This is a genomic window from Bacillus sp. SJ-10 (assembly GCF_002843505.1).
Taxonomy (GTDB): domain Bacteria; phylum Bacillota; class Bacilli; order Bacillales; family Bacillaceae; genus Bacillus; species Bacillus velezensis.
The window spans coordinates 3,743,684-3,764,257 of sequence record NZ_CP025258.1 but is presented as its reverse complement, the minus strand read 5'-3'; the positions used below and the strand labels follow the sequence as shown (position 1 = coordinate 3,764,257).

The 20,574-nt window shown below is 46.0% G+C and carries 23 protein-coding genes; 20 read left to right on the top strand and 3 right to left on the bottom strand.

Annotated elements, in window-relative coordinates; translation table 11 throughout:
* The first annotated feature begins 10 nt into the window (after positions 1 to 10).
* The 17 genes from CXL14_RS18605 to CXL14_RS18515 all read left to right on the top strand — a co-directional run bounded on the left by CXL14_RS18605 (position 11) and on the right by CXL14_RS18515 (position 15,023).
* Positions 11 to 922 (top strand): amidase domain-containing protein, encoded by a 912-nt coding sequence (locus CXL14_RS18605; protein WP_031304428.1) that lies wholly within the window; start codon positions 11 to 13, stop codon positions 920 to 922.
* Positions 923 to 958: 36 nt separating this feature from the next.
* Positions 959 to 1,441, top strand: a complete 483-nt coding sequence (trmL, locus tag CXL14_RS18600; RefSeq protein ID WP_007610253.1) for a tRNA (uridine(34)/cytosine(34)/5-carboxymethylaminomethyluridine(34)-2'-O)-methyltransferase TrmL — start codon at positions 959 to 961, stop codon at positions 1,439 to 1,441.
* Between the two features lie 138 nt (positions 1,442 to 1,579).
* Complete coding sequence (locus CXL14_RS18595) at positions 1,580 to 2,212, top strand: YhbD family protein (protein ID WP_015417094.1); 633 nt, start codon at positions 1,580 to 1,582, stop codon at positions 2,210 to 2,212.
* On the top strand, positions 2,203 to 2,916 hold the full coding sequence (locus tag CXL14_RS18590; RefSeq protein ID WP_012117144.1) for a polymer-forming cytoskeletal protein: 714 nt from the start codon (positions 2,203 to 2,205) through the stop codon (positions 2,914 to 2,916). Before CXL14_RS18595 ends, CXL14_RS18590 begins: the two co-directional genes overlap by 10 nt.
* A gap of 11 nt (positions 2,917 to 2,927) precedes the next feature.
* On the top strand, positions 2,928 to 3,638 hold the full coding sequence (locus CXL14_RS18585) for a hypothetical protein (RefSeq protein ID WP_088056547.1): 711 nt from the start codon (positions 2,928 to 2,930) through the stop codon (positions 3,636 to 3,638).
* Positions 3,639 to 3,996: 358 nt separating this feature from the next.
* Positions 3,997 to 5,892, top strand: a complete 1,896-nt coding sequence (prkA, locus tag CXL14_RS18575; RefSeq protein WP_003155391.1) for a serine/threonine protein kinase PrkA — start codon at positions 3,997 to 3,999, stop codon at positions 5,890 to 5,892.
* A 190-nt stretch (positions 5,893 to 6,082) separates the two neighbouring features.
* Positions 6,083 to 7,261 (top strand): sporulation protein YhbH, encoded by a 1,179-nt coding sequence (gene yhbH, locus CXL14_RS18565; protein ID WP_088056546.1) that lies wholly within the window; start codon positions 6,083 to 6,085, stop codon positions 7,259 to 7,261.
* A gap of 186 nt (positions 7,262 to 7,447) precedes the next feature.
* On the top strand, positions 7,448 to 7,912 hold the full coding sequence (locus CXL14_RS18560) for a MarR family transcriptional regulator (RefSeq protein WP_003155389.1): 465 nt from the start codon (positions 7,448 to 7,450) through the stop codon (positions 7,910 to 7,912).
* 36 nt (positions 7,913 to 7,948) lie between these two features.
* Complete coding sequence (locus CXL14_RS18555; protein ID WP_007610259.1) at positions 7,949 to 8,614, top strand: HlyD family secretion protein; 666 nt, start codon at positions 7,949 to 7,951, stop codon at positions 8,612 to 8,614.
* Between the two features lie 94 nt (positions 8,615 to 8,708).
* Positions 8,709 to 10,250 (top strand): DHA2 family efflux MFS transporter permease subunit, encoded by a 1,542-nt coding sequence (locus tag CXL14_RS18550; RefSeq protein WP_087920790.1) that lies wholly within the window; start codon positions 8,709 to 8,711, stop codon positions 10,248 to 10,250.
* Between the two features lie 24 nt (positions 10,251 to 10,274).
* The gene (locus CXL14_RS18545; protein WP_003155386.1) at positions 10,275 to 10,808 is read left to right on the top strand and encodes an NAD(P)H-dependent oxidoreductase; all 534 of its coding nucleotides are present in this window, start codon (positions 10,275 to 10,277) and stop codon (positions 10,806 to 10,808) included.
* Positions 10,809 to 10,820: 12 nt separating this feature from the next.
* Positions 10,821 to 11,192: a hypothetical protein gene (locus tag CXL14_RS18540; RefSeq protein ID WP_014417269.1), complete on the top strand. Its 372-nt coding sequence runs from the start codon at positions 10,821 to 10,823 to the stop codon at positions 11,190 to 11,192.
* Between the two features lie 119 nt (positions 11,193 to 11,311).
* Positions 11,312 to 12,079, top strand: a complete 768-nt coding sequence (locus CXL14_RS18535; RefSeq protein ID WP_088056545.1) for a hypothetical protein — start codon at positions 11,312 to 11,314, stop codon at positions 12,077 to 12,079.
* A gap of 2 nt (positions 12,080 to 12,081) precedes the next feature.
* Positions 12,082 to 12,459, top strand: coding sequence for a GntR family transcriptional regulator (locus tag CXL14_RS18530; protein ID WP_025650314.1), 378 nt, complete (start codon positions 12,082 to 12,084; stop codon positions 12,457 to 12,459).
* Complete coding sequence (locus CXL14_RS18525; RefSeq protein WP_033574454.1) at positions 12,449 to 13,165, top strand: ATP-binding cassette domain-containing protein; 717 nt, start codon at positions 12,449 to 12,451, stop codon at positions 13,163 to 13,165. Before CXL14_RS18530 ends, CXL14_RS18525 begins: the two co-directional genes overlap by 11 nt.
* The gene (locus tag CXL14_RS18520; protein WP_101287889.1) at positions 13,166 to 14,083 is read left to right on the top strand and encodes an ABC transporter ATP-binding protein; all 918 of its coding nucleotides are present in this window, start codon (positions 13,166 to 13,168) and stop codon (positions 14,081 to 14,083) included. It begins immediately after the preceding gene.
* On the top strand, positions 14,076 to 15,023 hold the full coding sequence (locus tag CXL14_RS18515; RefSeq protein WP_014417273.1) for an ABC transporter permease: 948 nt from the start codon (positions 14,076 to 14,078) through the stop codon (positions 15,021 to 15,023). The genes CXL14_RS18520 and CXL14_RS18515 overlap by 8 nt, the downstream gene beginning before the upstream one ends.
* 90 nt (positions 15,024 to 15,113) lie before the next feature.
* Here CXL14_RS18515 and cspB read toward each other — a convergent pair whose 3' ends face one another.
* A complete protein-coding gene (cspB, locus tag CXL14_RS18510; protein ID WP_003155376.1) occupies positions 15,114 to 15,314 on the bottom strand; it encodes a cold shock-like protein CspB in 201 nt (66 codons plus the stop codon).
* A gap of 382 nt (positions 15,315 to 15,696) precedes the next feature.
* Between cspB and CXL14_RS18500 the strand changes: the two genes are divergently transcribed.
* Positions 15,697 to 16,527, top strand: coding sequence for a MetQ/NlpA family ABC transporter substrate-binding protein (locus CXL14_RS18500; protein WP_017417328.1), 831 nt, complete (start codon positions 15,697 to 15,699; stop codon positions 16,525 to 16,527).
* Between the two features lie 16 nt (positions 16,528 to 16,543).
* On the opposite strand, the gene CXL14_RS18495 is transcribed toward CXL14_RS18500, so the two are convergent.
* Positions 16,544 to 17,623 (bottom strand): GGDEF domain-containing protein, encoded by a 1,080-nt coding sequence (locus CXL14_RS18495; protein WP_065180683.1) that lies wholly within the window; start codon positions 17,621 to 17,623, stop codon positions 16,544 to 16,546.
* A gap of 151 nt (positions 17,624 to 17,774) precedes the next feature.
* On the opposite strand from CXL14_RS18495, the gene CXL14_RS18490 reads away from it, so the two are divergent.
* The gene (locus tag CXL14_RS18490) at positions 17,775 to 19,166 is read left to right on the top strand and encodes an L-cystine transporter (protein WP_017417330.1); all 1,392 of its coding nucleotides are present in this window, start codon (positions 17,775 to 17,777) and stop codon (positions 19,164 to 19,166) included.
* Positions 19,167 to 19,264: 98 nt separating this feature from the next.
* Here the strand turns inward: CXL14_RS18490 and CXL14_RS18485 are convergent, their stop codons facing one another.
* Positions 19,265 to 19,837: a hypothetical protein gene (locus CXL14_RS18485; RefSeq protein ID WP_101287887.1), complete on the bottom strand. Its 573-nt coding sequence runs from the start codon at positions 19,835 to 19,837 to the stop codon at positions 19,265 to 19,267.
* A gap of 144 nt (positions 19,838 to 19,981) precedes the next feature.
* Between CXL14_RS18485 and CXL14_RS18480 the strand changes: the two genes are divergently transcribed.
* Positions 19,982 to 20,521: a YhcN/YlaJ family sporulation lipoprotein gene (locus CXL14_RS18480; RefSeq protein WP_003155362.1), complete on the top strand. Its 540-nt coding sequence runs from the start codon at positions 19,982 to 19,984 to the stop codon at positions 20,519 to 20,521.
* Positions 20,522 to 20,574: the final 53 nt, after the last annotated feature.

Below are 20,574 nucleotides of genomic sequence, written 5' to 3'. Positions count from 1 at the left end.
GGTGGAGCGCTTGAAGCATATTATTGAAGATTTAGCGGAGGCCCGGCTTCATTATTTAATAAACGGAACCGAGATGAGGCAGAATGGGCAGGCTGGCGATCTTGAGGTTCTGACGAGAAAAAAAGAGCTGTTTAAAAAACGGAAAGTTGATATCGTGAAAGCGAAGGCAAAAGCCGTCATTGTCAAAAGCAGCCTTGAGGACGACGGCACGTTATGCGTCATGTACACGATTCATTTCGAATATTTGTGCAAGGAGCATGACGGACACCTTTACTTAGAAGAGCAGATTGAGGAACGGACTGCATTTCTCTATGATCAGCTTTTGATTAAAGACCGGGAAGTAAAGAAAAAACCGGCTGGATTTTCTGACGGGAACAGCGTAATTGAATATGAGCGGAGTGAACGGGAAGATTTCGGGCGGGCGTTTCAATACGACCGTCTGGCTGCCGTGCAGTACGCGGAGAAGTTTTGGAATAAACGAAATCCCGCTTATAAAAATTTCAGCGATAATTGCACCAATTTTATTTCCCAATGTTTACATGCCGGAAAAGCGCCGATGCGGGGGCATCCGAACAGAGGCTCAGGCTGGTGGATGAAGGCAAGCTCGTGGAGCTACAGCTGGACGGTCGCGCATTCGATGAAGATGTATCTGGCCCAATCCAAGGCAGGGCTTCGCGCGGTGCAAGTATCAAGAGCTGAAGAACTGATGCCCGGAGATATCATTTGCTATGATTTTGAAGGAGACGGCCGTTTTAATCATACGGCGATCGTGGTCGCGAAAGATAAAAGCAATATGCCGCTTGTCAATGCCCAAACGTATGACAGCAGAATGAGATATTGGTCATATGAGGATTCAACGGCGTATACTCCTTCCATCAGATATGCGTTTTTTCATATTACGGATGATACGACAAAAGAGTAATTAATGATATAATGGTGGGCGGAATAAAAAACAGAGGTGAACATCGTGGCATTACATGTCGTTTTATATCAACCCGAAATCCCGGCCAATACGGGAAATATCGCACGTACTTGTGCGGCAACAGACACAACGCTTCATTTGATCCGCCCGCTCGGATTCTCGACCGATGATAAAATGCTGAAGCGCGCCGGACTCGATTATTGGGAGTTCGTCAACGTCGTATATCATGATTCATTGGAAGAGTTATTTGAGGCATATGAGAACGGAAAGTTTTTCTTCATTACAAAATTCGGCCAAAAGCCGCACACATCATTTGATTACTCAAATACGGAGGAAGACTTTTTCTTCGTATTCGGCAGAGAAACGAGCGGACTTCCGAAAGAATTGATCGAAAACAATATGGACCGCTGCCTGCGTCTTCCTATGACCGAGCATGTGAGATCATTAAACCTGTCCAACACGGCCGCGATTCTTGTATATGAAGCGCTGCGCCAGCAAAATTACAGAGATTTGACGTGAGAAAAAAACGCCCGCATCCGGGCGTTTTTTTATTGAATAAAAAAGACGGACAGCAGCGGTTCACGGCATTTTTATATTTCCAGGCTTAACAACGTAACAGTGTTATGTTACAATACATTCATCGAAGGAGCTGGATTCATGGAGGAACAACTGATTTCTAAAAAAGAATTGCTGGAAGAAACATCAATTTCATACGGGCAGCTGTACCGCTGGAAACGGAAAAATTTAATTCCTGAAGAATGGTTTATCCGAAAATCAACATTTACAGGCCAGGAAACATTTTTTCCGAGAGCGGAAATATTAAAACGCATCTCAAAAATACAGAAAATGAAAGAAAATCTGTCTTTGGATGAAATGAGAGAAATGCTGTCTCCGCAAATGACTGATGTCAATATAACGTCTGCGGAGCTGCTTCAAAAGGGACTGATTTCAAAAGCCGCGCTGCAAGTTTATGGCGAAGACGGTGTGACATTCACGTCCCGAGCGCTGCTGTCTTTATATGTGCTTGAAGGGCTTTTGCAATCGGGCAATATCAGCCTTGAGGAAGGAAAATTGGCGGCAGGGGTGCTGAAAACGTATGAGGCTTCCGAGCTGAAAGCAAATACGGAGCTTGTCATGCTCCGAAAGCTTGGCGTAACGACGTGCTTCATCGCAGACGCGGAACATATTTTATTTGAACCGACTGTCAAAGTGGTTGAACGGGTGGCGCTTGCTGCGGCATCGGAAGAATTAAAAACGAAATGGATGCAGGAGGACCATCAATGGAAGTAACAGATAAATTAATCATCAACGGTTCAGGAAGTTCAAAAGGAGGCCGTTTTCATACAGTGGAGATCAACGGAAGCGGCACGGTGTCAGGTGATGTGGAGTGCGCGAGCTTTTTGTTTAACGGCAGCGGAAAAACAGACGGACATGTCAAGACGCAAACGCTGACGATCAGCGGTTCGGGGAAAATTTCCGGCAGTGCCGAAGCTGAATCCATCCGTATCAACGGAACGGGTGTCATTAAAGGTGATGTCAAAACGGAGCGGCTGAACGTCGCGGGATTTTCATCTTTCGGCGGCGGTGTGAAAGCTGATGATATTTTCATATCCGGGAAAGCCGGGATTGAAGGCGATTGCGAGACAGAGACGTTCCGTTCGGAAGGCAAATGCAAGATCGGCGGCCTGCTGAATGCCGATGAAGTCAGTATTAAGCTGACGGCGGGAGAAAGCCATGTGAAAGAGATCGGCTGCCGCCATTTGAAAGTGATGAGCAGAAAGAGCGTGCTTACGCGTTTTAAGCTGATGCCGGCCCCGGTGCTGACAGCGGAGCTGATTGAAGGTGACATCATTGAATTGGCGGACACGAACGCGAAGACAGTCCGCGGAAATCATGTGCGGATCGGCGCAGGCTGCACCATTGGGACTGTGGAATACAGCGGCGATTTTACATGTGATCCTTCCGCTTTGGTTAACAAAGTCGTGAAACGATAGGAGGAACTGCGATGGAAACGACAAAAAAATTGAGTCATTTAAAAATGTACGGAGCCGGACACGCCTCCGGCGGCTCCTACCAAAATGTAAGCATTAAAGGGGAAGGAACTGTCGGCGAAGGACTTCAAAGCGAACGCTGCCGGATATTCGGTACGGGACTTTTTCTCGGAGATGCCGAGATCAACAGGCTGAAAATTTTCGGAGAGCATGAAGTTGCAGGAGATTTATCAGCACGTTCAGCAAATGTGATGGGCACATTGAAAGTCGGCGGCTCCATGCGTTTCGCCACGATGAGGCTGAAAGGACTTGCTGAAATTGGCGGCGGGGCCGCGGGAGAGCAGTGTCATATAAAAGGCAGTCTCACAGTCGGCGGCGATTGCGAGACGGAGCTGCTTCATGTAACAGGATGTATCAATGTGGCGGGATTGTTAAACGCGGGGGACGTAAACATCCATTTGCGTTATGACCGAAGCCGTGTGAAAGAAATCGGCGGCACATCGATCACCGTCAGACGGAAACCCGGTTTTCTTAAACGGAAAGCCGGCACGCTTTCTGCTGAATTGATCGAAGGAGACGCAATTTACCTCGAATACACGGAAGCGGACATCGTCAGAGGAAAGCATGTGGAAATAGGCCCGGGCTGCAAAATCGGAAAAATCGAGTATCAAACAAGCTGCAAATCTCATGAAAAATCAATTGTCCAAGAACGTATTCAAATATGAAACATTGTTATGTTGTACAGGAAAGGGTGCTCTTTATGAAGAGCACCCTTTTGCCGTTATTTGTTTTCAGGTTTGCTGTCGTAACCCGCCGTAAAAATGGATACTAAAAAAGTGAGAATGACCCCAAGTAAAATGATCGTTTTCATCATTTCTCCTCCTCTTTGCTTTTCCATTTGATGTCCGAGTCTGGATGAAACTGTATTTCTTTCATTATGAACGGTGCACCGGACCCTTGTCAATGACGGCCTTATAACGTCTTTATTTTTAAGAAACGAAAAGCATGTATTATCACGTCACCGCATAGATTGTAACAAAGTACCTTATTTCTAGTGCATTAACCATGATAGAGGAGGTTCTTATGGATATATTAAAGAAAATTGAAAAGTACAGAGAGGAAGAGCAGCGTCTCAAATGGGAAGGGACGTTCGCTGATTATTTGGAGATCATAAAAGAAAATCCATTGGTCGCGCAGTCTGCTCATTCTCGCGTTTTTAATATGATAAAAGACAGCGGAATCGAGGAGGATGACGGTAAAAAGACATACAGCTTTTTCTCGAGGGAGCTGTTCGGCCTTGAGGAATCTCTGGAACGGCTCGTGGAGGAATACTTTCACCCGGCTGCCAAGCGGCTCGATGTAAGAAAACGGATTTTACTATTGATGGGACCCGTCAGCGGCGGAAAGTCAACTCTTGTCACCATGCTGAAAAAAGGGCTTGAAGCCTACTCATTGACAGACAACGGCGCTGTTTACGCCATTAAAGGCTGCCCGATGCATGAAGATCCTCTCCATCTCATTCCCCATCATCTGCGCGACGACTTCTACAGAGAATACGGCATCAGAATTGAGGGCAGCCTTTCTCCGCTTAATGTCATGCGGCTTGAAGAAGAATACGGCGGCAGAATTGAGGATGTAAAGGTTGAACGTATATTCTTCTCGGAGGATAAACGTACCGGAATCGGAACCTTCAGCCCGTCTGACCCGAAATCACAAGATATCGCCGACTTGACGGGGAGTATTGATTTTTCAACGATTGCCGAATACGGCTCAGAATCAGATCCGCGCGCTTATCGGTTTGACGGTGAATTAAATAAAGCGAACCGCGGAATGATGGAGTTTCAGGAAATGCTGAAATGCGATGAAAAATTTCTGTGGCATCTTCTGTCACTCACGCAGGAAGGCAATTTCAAAGCCGGACGGTTTGCGCTCATCTCAGCCGACGAATTGGTTGTTGCGCATACGAACGAAACGGAGTACCGCTCGTTTATTGCCAATAAGAAAAATGAAGCCCTTCACTCCAGGATCATCGTGATGCCTGTTCCTTATAATTTAAAGGTGTCAGAGGAAGAACGGATTTATGAAAAAATGATTTCTGAAAGTGATGTTTCTGACGTACACATCGCCCCCCATACATTAAAAGTGGCCGCGATGTTTTCTATTTTGACCAGGCTGAAGGAACCGAACCGCTCTGATATTGATCTCGTCAAAAAAATGAGGCTCTATGACGGAGAAAGCGTTGAAGGTTACAATTCCGTTGATCTTGAGGATATGAAGAAGGAATTTCATGATGAAGGAATGAGCGGAATTGACCCGCGTTATGTCATCAACCGCATTTCCTCAACGATTATCAGAAAAAATATGGAATCGATCAATTCGCTTGATGTGCTGCGTTCCTTAAAAGAAGGACTCGACCAGCATCCGTCCATCTCCGCCGAGGACAAAGAGCGGTATATGAATTTTATTTCCGCCGCCAGGAAAGAGTACGATGATATCGCCAAAAAGGAAGTGCAGAAGGCGTTCGTCTATTCATATGAAGAATCCGCGAAAACTCTCATGGACAATTATTTAGATAATGTGGAAGCGTACTGCAATAAAAATAAGCTCCGCGATCCGCTGACGGGTGAAGAAATGAATCCTGACGAAAAACTGATGAGATCCATTGAAGAGCAGATCGGCATTTCAGAAAACGCGAAAAAAGCGTTCCGCGAAGAAATCTTAATCCGCATATCCGCATATGCAAGAAAAGGAAAACGCTTTGACTATAATTCGCACGAAAGACTCCGCGAAGCGATTCAGAAAAAGCTGTTCGCAGACTTAAAAGATGTGGTGAAAATTACGACCTCCACCAAAACGCCGGATGAGCAGCAGCTTAAAAAGGTCAATGAGGTAGTGGCAAGGTTAATAGATGAACACGGCTATAATTCGACTAGCGCTAATGAACTGCTGAAGTATGTCGGAAGCTTGTTAAACCGCTGATGTTTGATTTCATTGAGAGGCCCGTCTGTAAAAGGACGGGTTCTTTTGTCTGTTTTTCGCAATTGTTTGTCAATTGGAGAGTCCGGCCGGCATAAGATAAAAATAAATCTTTTCGCCGGACTTGTTTCATAAACAGGACCAAGCCGGAATACACATGTAAAACGACCATAACGGTTAAGGAGGGGAATTCATGTCCCGTAATGACAGCGGAAATTTTTTGATTTCAGAGGAAGACTGGTCCCTCCATCGCAAAGGCTTTGACGACCAGCAGCGCCACCAAAAGAAAGTACAGGAAGCGATAAAAAACAACCTTCCGGACCTTGTCACTGAGGAAAGCATTATTATGTCCAACGGAAAAGATGTCGTGAAAATCCCGATTCGTTCGCTTGATGAATATAAAATCCGTTATAACTATGATAAAAATAAACATGTCGGCCAAGGCGACGGCGACAGCGAAGTCGGCGATGTCGTCGCAAGAGACGGCGCAGATAAAAAGCAGGGTGCCGGAAAAGGCCAGGGAGCCGGCGATCAGGCAGGCGAGGATTATTATGAAGCGGAAGTTTCATTGATGGATCTGGAAGAAGCGCTGTTTCAGGAATTAGAACTGCCGAATCTGCAGCAAAAGGAAAGGGACAATATCGTCCATACCGATATCGAGTTCAATGATATCCGGAAAACCGGGCTGACAGGGAATATCGATAAGAAAAGGACGATGCTGTCGGCCTATAAACGAAACGCTATGACAGGCAAGCCGTCGTTTTACCCTATTTATCCGGAAGATCTGAAATACAAAACATGGAATGATGTGACGAAGCCGGAATCGAAAGCTGTCGTTTTAGCCATGATGGATACAAGCGGTTCGATGGGCGTATGGGAAAAGTATATGGCGAGGAGCTTCTTTTTTTGGATGACACGATTTTTACGGACAAAGTATGAAACGGTTGATATCGAATTTATCGCCCACCATACGGAAGCGAAGGTTGTGTCGGAAGAAGATTTCTTCTCGAAAGGCGAGAGCGGGGGCACCATCTGTTCCTCCGTTTATCGGAAGTCTCTTGAATTAATTGATGAAAAATATGACACCGCCCGCTACAACATCTATCCGTTTCATTTTTCAGACGGAGATAACCTGACTTCGGATAACGCCCGGTGCGTAAAGCTCGTCAATGACATCATGAAAAAATCGAATCTGTTCTGTTACGGGGAGGTCAATCAATATAACAGGCATTCCACCCTCATGTCCGCCTATAAAAATGTCAAAGATGATAAATTTAAATACTACATCCTGAAACAGAAATCAGACGTATTTCAAGCGCTGAAAAGCTTTTTTAAAAATGAGGAAGCCGGTGTAAGCAAAGCATCGTATTAAATATAAAGCCGAGTGAAGAATCGTGCGGCCGCGGTTCTTCACTCGGCTTTTTTAAATTAAAAATAAAGAGAAAAAACGGCATAAAAAAAATCCTTAAAAAATGAAACTTTTCTCTTTACAAACCTTCTTTCATTTATTAATATTTTATCTTGTGAACTATTATTAAGGGAATGAGGTGAAAATACGGTGATTGAATCAGAGCTCGCTTTGCTCAGTTTTGAACAACTGTTTGATACTTCCAGATCGATTTACAAAAAGCAGAAAATGATTCTGGAGACAGTTCTTGAACCTTTTGATATTACAGTACTGCAGTATCTGCTGATGTTCAAAATACATAAGAGCAAAAGCACGCAGCTTTCAAGGCTGGCATTGTCGCTTGATCTGAAACCGGCGTCTGTCACGAGAATGACCGATATTCTGTATAAGCGCCGCCTAATGGTTCGGAGCGACTATCACGACGACCGGCGTGTTGTTATGATTCAGTTAACCGAAGAGGGGGAAGAACTTCTAAAGAAAGCTGCGGTTCAATATGCCGAAAAAGCGGCGGTCTTATACCGGCAGCTCAATACCGCTGAACTGCAGTACCTGCGCAAGCTTGCGGAAAGTTTAACGAAGCTTGCAAACGGCTGTGCAGTGAAAAACGGAAAATAAAAAAATCCCCACATATTTTTATCATCATTCCACAAAATGATAGAGGAAGAAACGAAAGGAGAAAACAAAATGAACAGAGGACGTTTAATTCTGACCAACATTATCGGTTTGATTGTTGTTCTTGCAATTATAGGCGGAGGTGCTTACTACTATTATCAAAGCACACACTATGTAAAAACCGATGAAGCAAAAGTTGCCGGCGACATGGCTGCTATCACAGCTCCTGCTGCAGGTAAAGTAACTGACTGGAACCTTGATGAGGGGAAAGAAGTAAGCAAAAACGACGTTGTTGCAAAAATCAAAGGACAGCAAAATGCTGACGTAAAAGCCATCATGGATGGAACAATCGTGAAAAACGAAGTGAAAAACGGCCAAATGGTGCAAGCCGGTACGACAATTGCCCAGGAAATTGACATGAAACACCTTTACATCACTGCAAATATTAAAGAAACAGACATCAGAGACATTGAAGTAGGAAACAAAGTAGACGTAATTGTTGACGGCGACCCTAATACAACATTTGACGGAACAGTAGAAGAAATCGGTTATGCGACAAATTCAACTTTTGATATGCTGCCTTCTTCAAACTCAAGCGGCAACTACACAAAAGTAACGCAAAAAGTTCCTGTTAAAATTTCACTCAGCAACCCATCTGACAAGGTGCTTCCTGGTATGAACGCATCTGTAAAAATTTCTGAATAATACAGATCAGTCATCAAACCATGAAGGGAGGTTGTCTTAGGTGGCTAAATCAGATAATCAAGTAAAAAGTCCTAAAACATTGCTTATTGTGCTTATGGCCGGGTTATTCCTGGCGATCTTGAACCAAACGCTTCTTAACGTGGCGATGCCGCACTTAATGACCGAGTTCGGTGTGAGTGCGACGACGATTCAGTGGCTTACGACCGGATACATGTTGGTCAACGGTGTTTTGATTCCGTTATCTGCGTTCTTAATTACCCGGTTCGGACAGAGAAGCCTCTTTCTCGTAGCCATGTTCTGTTTTACAGCGGGAACGTTAGTCTGCGGAATCGCGCCTAACTTCTCAACCATGCTGATCGGCCGGTTAATTCAGGCGGTCGGCGGCGGTATCCTGCAGCCGCTGGTCATGACAACCATTCTGCTTATCTTCCCGCCTGAAAGCAGGGGGAAAGGAATGGGGATTTTCGGTCTTGCGATGATGTTTGCTCCGGCGGTCGGACCGACTCTTTCCGGCTGGATCATCGAGCATTACACATGGCGCATTATGTTCTACGGTCTTGTTCCGATCGGGGCAATCGTTATTATCATAGCGTTTTTCCTCTTTAAGAACTTGGTGGAACCGCAAAAAATCAAACTCGACAGCTTGGGTGCGATTCTATCCATTGTCGGATTTGCCTCATTGCTTTACGGAGTCAGTGAAGCGGGCAGCGACGGCTGGGGAGATCCGATCGTGCTGTCTACCGTCATTGTCGGTGTCATCGCGATTGCCGCGTTTGTCATTCAGCAATTGCGCTCTGAAAAACCGATGCTCGACTTCCGGGTATTTAAATATGATATTTTCTCACTTTCCAGTGTGATTAACATCATTATTACCGTTGCGCTTTACACAGGAATGTTCCTGCTTCCGATTTACCTGCAGAACTTAGTCGGCTTTACGGCGCTGCAATCGGGTCTCTTGCTATTGCCGGGCGCGATTGTCATGCTGATCATGTCGCCGATTTCCGGTATTCTGTTTGACAAAATCGGTCCGAGACCGCTTGCGATTATCGGGCTGGTCATCACGGTCGCAACGACATTCCAGTACACAAAATTGACAATTGACACACCGTACACGCACATTATGCTTGTCTATGCCATCCGCGCATTCGGTATGTCACTGTTAATGATGCCTGTTATGACAGCCGGAATGAACCAGCTTCCGGCACGGTTGAACAGCCACGGCACGGCGATGAGCAACACGCTCCGCCAGATCAGCGGTTCAATCGGAACAAGTTTGATCACAACGATTTATACGAACCGTACGACAATGCACTATTCGCAGATTGCGGATAAAACGAGCACGGCTGATCCAAGCTTCATGCAGTCGTTCCAAAGCGCGGTTTCGAATTTAATGGTCAACATGAACATGTCGCTTGATGCGGCGAAACAAACCGTTTATTCATATCTCTACAAAACAGCTTCACTTAATTCCAACGTTATGGGGATTAATGACGCGTTTATGTGGGCGACGATCTTTGCGGTTATCGGCGTAGTCCTGAGTCTGTTCTTGCGTGACGTACGGAAAGACAAACAGCGGGCGAAGAAAAAAGAGGAGCTGTCATTGCTTCCGGCCCCTAAAGAAGTGAAGGAATCTTAATCATCTGAATGGGAGGTTTCCTGAATGAAAATTTACGTAGTGTACGATAGTGAAGGCGAACACACAAAACACCTTGCTGAAGCCATTGCCGAAGGAGCGCGAGAAAACGCTGAGGCTGAAGTCCTGATCGACCATGTCGATCAAGCAGACATCCGCAAGCTGAAAGACATGGATGCCATTATCTGGGGATGCCCGGGACACTTTGGCACCATCAGTTCAGGCTTAAAAGCGTGGATCGACAGACTCGGCTATCTGTGGGCTGAAGGCGAGCTGATTGATAAAGTCGGCGCCGTATTCTGTACGACGGCGACAACACATGGCGGATTAGAAATGACAATGCACAATCTGATCACTCCTATGTTTCACCAAGGCATGATTGTTGTCGGACTTCCCGGCAACGTTCCTGAAAACGCGCTGTACGGCTCTTACTACGGCGCAGGCGTCACATGCCCGGTTGACAGCGATGTGCTGATGACGGAAGAAGGCCTTCAATTAGGCCGTGCGCTTGGCAGACGTGTCAGCCAAGTCACAGGTAATCTAACTGCCGGACGACAGTAAGGAGAGGGTTATATGGCCATTATTATAGCGGTTATTGCTGCTGTCATTGTGATTGCACTTCTTATCACATTCAATGTCCGCAGCACTTCTGCAGGACAGGATGTCAAAGAAGAAAAGAGAGAAGCGATCGGCACTACAGCCGAACAGCCGGAAAAGCATGATCCGGCCGAGGAGCGCTCAGCCGAGCATGCTCCCGTCGTTGTGAAATCTGAATCTCCCCGTGAGAAAAAGAATACAATGGGCGATGATGTGTACCGTCAGGCGCTTCAGAAGTTTAAGACTTCTGAGACGGATCGGGAAACAAACGATCCTGATAGCGGCGGCAAAATGCAGGATAGCAGCTATCGTGATGCGCTGCTCTCCTTAAAAAACAAAAAGAAGTAATTGAAAAGGCAAATCTGCGTAAGAGCGGATTTGTCTTTTTTTTATTGAAGATATTGTAATACGTGATGATCTAGTGTACTATGTTACTCATACACTTGATCCGAATGGAGAGAGCAAGAATGACATCGTTTTTAGGTTTGCTGAAAAAAGATGCGAAGGTTTCATGGATTTGGCTCGCGGTGTGGCTTTGCGGCATGATTTGCTTGGCGTTTGCAGCCCACGTCATCGCTGCCCGTCAGAAAGAACCGCTCGTCATTTTCGGCTTTTTTGCGGCAATGGGGTTTTTTCAATTTCTTGTAGCGCCGCTTTTTATGTACTATCACCTTCATAAAGAAGGAAAAAACCAGCTGTGGCTTTACAATCCGAATGGAGGATTTTATCTGCTGGCTTCCAAGCTGACGGCCTCACTGCTGTATCAGTTGATCGGGCAGCTGGCGCTGACCGGTTACGGCATTTGGATGTACCGGATGCTTTCTGCAAAAGGAGCGCTGGAACACGCCATTCCCCTGGCCGGCACATTAACCGGACTGAATGCTTACCTGCTGATCAGTTCAGCGTACTTATCTGTGATCGTGGCCGTATTTTGGACTGTTTTTCACTCATTAAAACATGTTCCCGTCCTCCGTTGGGTGATCTGCATCGTGCTTGCGTTTGTCTGGACCTATATTGACGATAAAATCATTACGCCTTTCACTTCATCTCAACATGATTTATGGCCGGTAAAAGTGTATGCGAATTTTCATTTTCATTATACAAAATTGACCGGATGGACGATGGAGCTGAAAACCGTCCACATTTCGCTTTTCAGCTTCTTGGCAGTGATCGTGCTTGCGGCGCTCTGTCTTGCGCTGGCCTCTATGCTGCTGAATCGAAAGGTTGAGGTGTAATGATGGAGAATGAATTTCAGTCATCCAAGCCGATTTATCTGCAGATTGCCGATCGTGTATATTACCGGCTGATCCGAAGTGAGCTTTCACCGGGGGACAAACTGCCGTCCGTAAGGGAGATGGCCGTACAGATGAAAGTGAATCCGAACACGATACAAAGAACGTACAGTGAAATGGAAAGGCTGGGGATCGTGGAGACGAGAAGAGGACAGGGAACCTTTATAGCGGAAAGATCCGATCTGAAAGCAGAGCTGAAAGACAGGCTGACAAAAGACGTTTTCAAACGCTTTATTCAGGAAATGGCGGAGCTGGGGTTATCTCCTGAGGAAATGCTCGACGGGATCAAACAATATGCGGAGGAAGCAAACGATGAATCTTGATTTTGAACGCGTAACAAAAAAATACGGCCGCAGGCTCGCGGTCAGCGATGTATCATTTTCATTGTCTCCGGGTAAAATCTACGGAATTTTAGGGCCGAACGGAAGCGGGAAATCAACAACGCTTAAAATGCTTGCCGGGCTTGCGTTCCCGACATCGGGCGCCGTCCGGATGGGAGATTGCGCAGTAAGCAGGAACATGCTGTTTCGTACGGCTTATTTAACCGAACATGATATGTTTTCCGCCCGGACGACCGTCGGTGATATGCTCACATTTTATCATTCGCAATTCCCGGATTTTCAGCTCGAAAAAGCACATAACCTATTAACGGAAATGAATCTTTCAGCGAAGCAGAAGATAAAAGAGCTGTCCAAAGGCAGCCGGGGCAGGCTGAAAATCGTCTTGGCCCTATCGAGAAAAGCATCCGTCATTCTGCTGGATGAGCCGTTTTCAGGTCTTGATCCGGCGGTCAGAGAGTCGATTGTCAACAGTCTCGTATCTTATATTGATTTTGACAGCCAGATCGTCGTCATTGCCACGCATGAGATCGGCGAGATTGAGACGCTGTTAGACGAAGTGATGGTTTTCATAAAAGGGAAAATCGCTGAACGGCGCGAGGTCGAAGAAATCCGGGAACAGGAAGGAATGTCCGTGCTGCAATGGTACAGAAGCGTCATGCAGGCGCACGAAATAGAAGGGGGATTCTAATTGGAAATGGTATTAGAACTGCAACAGGTAAAGAAAACGATAAAAGGACGAACGATTATTCATGATCTGAGCTTCTCCGTCCGGGCGGGCGAAGTGTTTGGATTTTTAGGGCCGAACGGAGCGGGGAAAACCACTACGATCAGAATGATGGTCGGATTAATGAAACTGTCTCAGGGAGACATCGTAATCTGCGGGGAATCCATTACGAAAAACTATGCAAAAGCGGTCAGGCACGTCGGAGCCATCGTGGAAAACCCGGAGCTGTACAAATTCCTGAGCGGTTATAAAAATTTACAGCAGTACGCAAGGATGGTAAAAGGCGTTACGAAAGAAAAAATAGATGAGGTCATCGAGCTCGTCGGGTTGCAGGACAGAATACATGACAAAGTAAAAACCTACTCTCTCGGAATGAGACAGCGTCTCGGCCTCGCCCAAAGCCTGCTGCATAATCCTAAGGTGCTGATTCTGGATGAACCGACAAACGGCCTTGATCCCGCGGGCATCAGGGAAATCAGGGACCATCTGAAAAAGCTGACACGTGAAAAAGGAATGGCTGTCATCGTCTCTAGCCATCTGCTGTCAGAAATGGAGTTAATGTGCGACCGAATCGGCATTCTGCAAAAAGGGGAGCTTGTCGATATTCAAAAAGTAAGGGATGAAGGAAAAGAGGATAAAGATACATACTTCTTCCATATTGAACAAAGAGAAGAGGCTCTTGCCGTTCTGAGTCAGTTTGATTGTGTGAAGAAGACAAACGGTATTGAGATCAAGCTGTCAAAACAGGAAGTGCCTGATGTGATATCTCTGCTCGTCCGTGAAAACATCCGCTTATATGAAGTGAAAATCATGACAAAATCTTTGGAAGACCGTTTCTTGGAGATTACCGGCGGGACGAAAGAGGAGGTTCAATATGTTTAAGCTGATCTATAATGAATGGATAAAAATTTTCAGCCGCGTCGGCACGTGGGCTATGATTGTAATTTTAGGCGTTTCGATGATCGGTTTTGCGCTTCTGTCAAACCATTTCACCTCGAACGAAGCCAATCCGAATTGGAAACAGGAGCTCCAAGCTGAAAACAAAGAAATGAAACAGCAGATGAAGGAAACCGGAAACCAGACGCTCATTGATAACCTGAAACAGAATGTCGCGATAAATCAATACCGTATGGATCATAACATCCCCGAGGATACAGGGTACACAGTGTGGTCATACGTAGCTGATTCTTCGATGATGACTGTTTTGACCGGGCTGTTTACGATTATCATTGCCGCAGGCATCGTGGCGAATGAGTTCAACTGGGGAACCATCAAACTGCTGGCCATCCGTCCGCTCAGCCGTTTTCAGATTTTGCTATCTAAATATATGACGGTGCTGCTGTTCGGACTGCTGATGCTTGTGATTTTATTTGCCGGCTCCGCTCTGTTGGGATTGGTCTTTTTCGGTACAGGCGGAGATACTGCGGCTGATGTTCATCTCGTATACAAAGACGGCCATGTTTTTGAGCAAAATATCATCGCTTTCCTCGCTAAAACATATGTCTATGAATCTGTCTCCGCTTTTATGCTTGCGACGATGGCGTTTATGCTGTCTGCGGTATTCCGGAACAGCTCATTAGCGGTCGGATTTTCTATTTTTCTATTGGTTATGGGGAACACGGCGACGGTATTTCTTGCTGCGAAATTTGAATGGACCAAATATATTTTATTTGCGAACACAGATTTGTCGCAATATATGAACGGGACTCCTTTAGTAGAGGGGATGACGATGACATTTTCGGTTGTGATGCTTGTGATTTACTTCGTTATTTTTCTGGCGCTCGCATTCGGCGTCTTCTTAAAACGCGATATTGCCACCTGATATAAAAAAGCTGTTTTGCCTTTGCAAAACAGCTTTTCGTTTTAGATGAAAAAAACCTGCCGGCGTAAACCGGCAGGTTTTTTAAACAATTTATGCTTTTGTTACGTTAGCAGCTTGTGGTCCGCGGTTTCCTTCAACGATTTCGAAAGAAACAGATTGGCCTTCTTCTAAAGTTTTGAAGCCTTCGCCTTGAATAGCAGAGAAGTGAACGAATACATCGTCTTGACCTTCTACTTCGATGAATCCGAATCCTTTTTCAGAGTTGAACCATTTTACTTTACCTTCTAACATGAAATTTCCTCCTAAAGCGACATAACGCTTAAATTCACTATTCTTGCTCTAAAACAAACTTCCAAGACGAAAACTCTTACAAAACTTTCTTCTTAAAGATAGTTCGAACAAAAATAATTACCTTTACTCTACCAGTAATTCGAAGAAAAAACAACTGCTAAATGTAACTTTTTTCGAAATAACATGTTTTAAGAGGAGAACGCTCTGATACGGAAATCTGATTTGAGACTAGAACAGCCCATTTTCAGCTGATAAAAACCGCTTTGCAGCCTCTTAAGGAAGCAATTGACAACCCTTTTTTTAATCGGTATTGTATGTAATCATGAGCCCGAATACCATGGTGCCGCCTCTGTACATAAAAATAGATAGGGAGTAGGTCAACTTGAACCTGCGGCTTATAAACAGTCTGTTTCTTTTCATTTTGATCATGTTACTTACTTCATGCCATTATCCTGACGGGAACCGGACAATTACTATCGGAATCAATGAATCTGATCAATCGATCTGGGAGTTTGTCGCGAAAAAAGCCGGTGAGGAAGGTTTGCAGCTTTCTTTGGTAACGTTTTCGGATTATGCCGAGGCCGATTTGGCGCTTGCCGGCGGGGATCTCGACGCCAATGCGTTTCAATCCGTTTCTTATTTTCAATCTTTGCCGCCTCATGTGAAAAAGAAGCTGGCTCCTTTAGGAACGACATATGCGGTATCGCTGGGGGTGTATTCCAAGCAGCATAAACGGCTGAAGGATATACCGGACGGAGCGGTCATTGCCGTGCCTGATGAAGCGGCGGCCTTCGGCAGGGCGCTTTTTCTCATGCAGGAGGCCGGACTGATGACATTGAAAAAGGGATTCACCGGTACGGGTTCAACTGATATGATCAAGGACAACCCGAAGCATCTGACCTTAAAAACGGAAACAAAAAAGAACGCATATCAGGCGGCGGAACATGCTGACGCAGCAGTTCTCAGTCAAAGCGAGGCGAAAAGAGCAGGATTTCATGCGGAGAGGGACGCGCTGATCCGATCGGCGCAAATGAAGGAAGCGTATATTCATCTGATCGCCGTCAGAGCTGAGGATAAAGATGATGAACGGATGCAAAAACTCCTGTCTTTGTATCAATCAGATGATACCGCGGCGTTTATTGAAAAAGAATATGAGGGCAGCCTGATTCCTGTTTTCCTGAGGGGCGGCTTTCTCACTGAAAAGAAAGAATGATTTCCGCTTCGGGCGATCATTCTTTTTTTTCAGTGCTGCACACTTGATTGCGCCCTGATGTTTTCGCTTTGTACAGCATCCGGTCTGCGATCAGGGGCAATGTCTGAGGATCCGATGTATTTGTCGGATAATGCGCGATGCCGAGGGAAACGGTCACGGGAATTGTATCTCCGCTCGTAAGCAGAATCGGGTTCGCGTCAATCGTGTGCCTGATTTCCTCTGCGAGGTGAAGCCCTTTCGTATACGTGCAATTGGGCATAAGCACGGCAAATTCTTCCCCGCCGATGCGGGCTGACGGATCAGAACTGCTGAGTAAGAACCTCAGGCGCGCCCCCAGTTCCTTCAGCACTTGATCCCCTTCATAATGGCCGTATTGATCATTGATCTGCTTAAAGTGATCAATATCCAAATAAATAAGCGCGAGCTGAGACGAGGGGGATTGAGACGCCCGATCGTACAGAACGCGCGAGACTTCCTCGAATTTTCTCTTATTAAAAATCCCCGTCAGAAAATCATAATTCGCTTGAAACTTGTATTGCTTGAACAAAAGGCGGGCATCGGCTTCGTGTTTAATAATATACAGCGACAGCATTCCGCCCAAGACGGAAATGAGCCAATAATAAACGAGGGCCCCGGCAGGCTGTTCGGGCATAAGAAACAGCAGCGTCAGGGTGAAAATAACATTTGAAAAAAGCAGCATAACGAACGCCATTTTGTGATCCGGCTTTTTTCCTCTGAGGACGGCCGCAGAAAGTATCGCAATAACCCCGACGGCGGCGATGGAAAAAATGGCGCTGGCATTGAAATTGATCAGGATACGGCCTGCGACGATAATCGCAAAGGCGGCTGCCGTAGACACCCAGCCTCCGTAAAGAGCGGCGATGATAATGGGGATATTTCTGAGATCAATGATGGAATCGGAGTAAGAAAAGCCGAAAGCAATCAGAAAAACCCCTAAAAGCCCGCAGACCGTCCCCTTCAGTAATTGAAACATCAGACGGTCTTCTTTATACGAAAGCGACTCTTTAAAAAGAAGGGTGAACAGATAATTAAATGTAATTAAAATCGTCAAATTAAGAAACAGTTCCTTCAGCATAACAATCACCCTTATATAAGTTACTAGAGAAAGGGTGGAAAGAAAAGAGAAAAGTCTATAAAAATACATATTTTGTCAATTCTTACTTGACCGATCGGAATTCATATAATATAGTGTTAAAGGATAATGAGCAAGGGAGTGTTTACCTGTTTTGGAGAATTTATTTATAGTCTTACATGTTTTCATTATGCTTTTGCTTATAGCAGGTCTGTTTGTCATGCAAAAGAAACACGTTTCCTTTTCTAAACGTGTCTTTACCGCGCTCGGACTAGGCATTGTATTCGGTTTTGCACTGCAATTGATTTACGGGCCGGCTTCACATATCGTGACACAAACGGCCGATTGGTTTAATATTGCCGGCGGCGGTTATGTCAAATTGCTTCAGATGATCGTCATGCCGCTAGTCTTTATTTCTATTCTAGGCGCATTTACGAAGCTGAAACTGACCCATAACATCGGGAAAATCAGCGGACTGATCATCGGAATTTTGATCGCTACGACAGCAATTGCTGCGGCAGTCGGAATTGCTTCGGCGCTTTCCTTTGATCTGAAAGCCGTTCATATCGACCAGGGAAGCACCGAGTTATCAAGAGGCCAGGAGCTGCAGCAAAAATCTGAGGATATGACGGCCAAAACGCTGCCTCAGCAAATCGTTGAGCTTCTGCCGGGAAATCCGTTTCTTGATTTCACGGGGGCCAGACCGACTTCCACCATCGGAGTCGTTATTTTCGCCGCTTTCCTCGGCATCGCTTTTCTGGGCGTGAAACGGAAGCAGCCGGAGCATGCTGCGACTTTCAGCGGAATTGTCGATGCGGTATACGCGATTATTATGCGCGTCGTGACATTGATTTTAAGACTGACGCCTTACGGGGTATTGGCGATTATGACAAAGACGATCGCGACAAGCGACATCGACAGCATTGCGAAACTGGGGATGTTTGTGATCGCTTCATACGCCGCGCTTATCGTCATGTTTATCATTCACTTGCTGCTGATTACGTTCAGCGGTTTAAATCCGATCACATACGTGAAAAAAGCATTTCCTGTCATGGTGTTTGCGTTTACGTCCCGATCAAGCGCAGGGGCTTTGCCGCTTAATATTAAAACGCAAAAAAGCATGGGCGTCCCTGAAGGAATTGCGAACTTCGCCGGTTCATTCGGTTTATCGATCGGTCAAAACGGCTGTGCCGGCATTTACCCGGCGATGCTCGCGATGATGATTGCGCCGACAGTAGGGCAAAACCCGTTTGAACCGGGATTCATCATCTCCGTCATCGCCATCGTGGCAATCAGTTCATTCGGTGTAGCAGGCGTGGGAGGCGGCGCGACATTTGCGGCTCTGCTCGTCCTATCCGCTTTGAACATGCCTGTCGCGCTTGCCGGGCTGCTCATTTCAATTGAGCCGTTAATTGACATGGGGCGTACCGCCTTAAATGTGAGCGGCAGTATGACCGCAGGGCTGTTAACAAGTAAAATGACGAAGGAAACCGATACCGCGGTGTACAATGATTCCTCAATCGTCATTGAAGCTGAAGAAGCTTAACAGCAGATCGATGGTTCATTCTCTTATAGAAAAATAATAGATAGAGCGCTAAAACGAAAAATCCTTCATCGTTGAACGAATGAAGGATTTTTTCGTTTCTAATGATTTCCGGGTTCAATTTCTTCCAGCATATTCATCACGGTGCTGTCATTTAAAACATTTACCGCGCTTTCTTCGAAGTGAATCGGCTCGGTATAGTGAGGCTTCGGCGAAGTTTCTTTACTGCGGTCTGCCTGTCCGTCCGTATGGGATGAGCCGGAGTGATTGCGGGAAGTCTGCTCATGCTGCCTTCCGCCGGAATCCCCGCCGAATGCCTGTTTGATCAGCTCGGCAGGCTGCAATGAGCCGTTTTGTGAATGCCGGGCTTTGTCCGTGTGCTGCTGTCCGCCGGAATCCCCGCCGAACGCCTGTTTGATCAGCTCGGCAGGCTGCGTGGAGCCGTTTTGTGAATGCCGGGCTTTGTCTGTGTGCTGCTGTCCGCCGGAATCCCCGCCGAACGCCTGTTGAATCAGGTCAGCAGGCTGCATGGAATGTGTGCCATCTTTATGCTGCATACTGCCTGAAACCATTCCGGAGATTTTCCGGCGGATTTCGGGTGATAAAGCTGCAATCAGAATCGATGATCCGATCAGCAGCGCTGTCGGGCTGATGCCGCTTTTTTTTCTGAACAAGTTAAATCCCTCCTCATTCAATTGATTACGCTTACCTTTCCCTTTCCTTCTGATATTTATCCAAACCGCTCAGAATGCAAACGGCGTGCATAAATCCCGCCGAATAGAAAAACCTATACGTAAAGTGAGAAAGGAGGAATTCACATGATAAAAAAGCAAGCAGTTATCTCTGCCCTTCTTCTGCCGATGCTGATTACCGCAGGGTGCAGTATGGGGAACCAGGGGGAAGGAAAACGAAATGACAACCGCACCCAGAATGTAAATTACCGCAACACGCCTAACGACGGTGCGACAAATATGAATACAGTGAACCGTCATAACCAAAACACCGATCACAATGACAATCGTAACCTGAGAGTGGCTGATAAAGCCGCTGACAAGGTGACTGATTTAAAAGAAGTTAAAAATGCGACTGTGATCGTTGCCGGAAACAGCGCATATGTTGCCGTTGTTCTGACAAACGGGCAAAAAGGCGCCATCGCCAACCATTTAAAAAATAAAATTACCGATAAGGTGAAATCAGCCGATAAACATGTCCGGACTGTATATGTATCAGCGAACCCGGACTTCGTTGAACGTATGCAAGGCTACGGAAAACGAATCCAAAACGGACATCCTGTATCCGGTCTGTTTGATGAATTCGGTCAAATGGTGCAGCGTGTATTCCCAAACCCCAATAAATAAATGAATGGATAAGCCGCATTTACTGCGGCTTTTTTATTTTATCTGCCGTCACG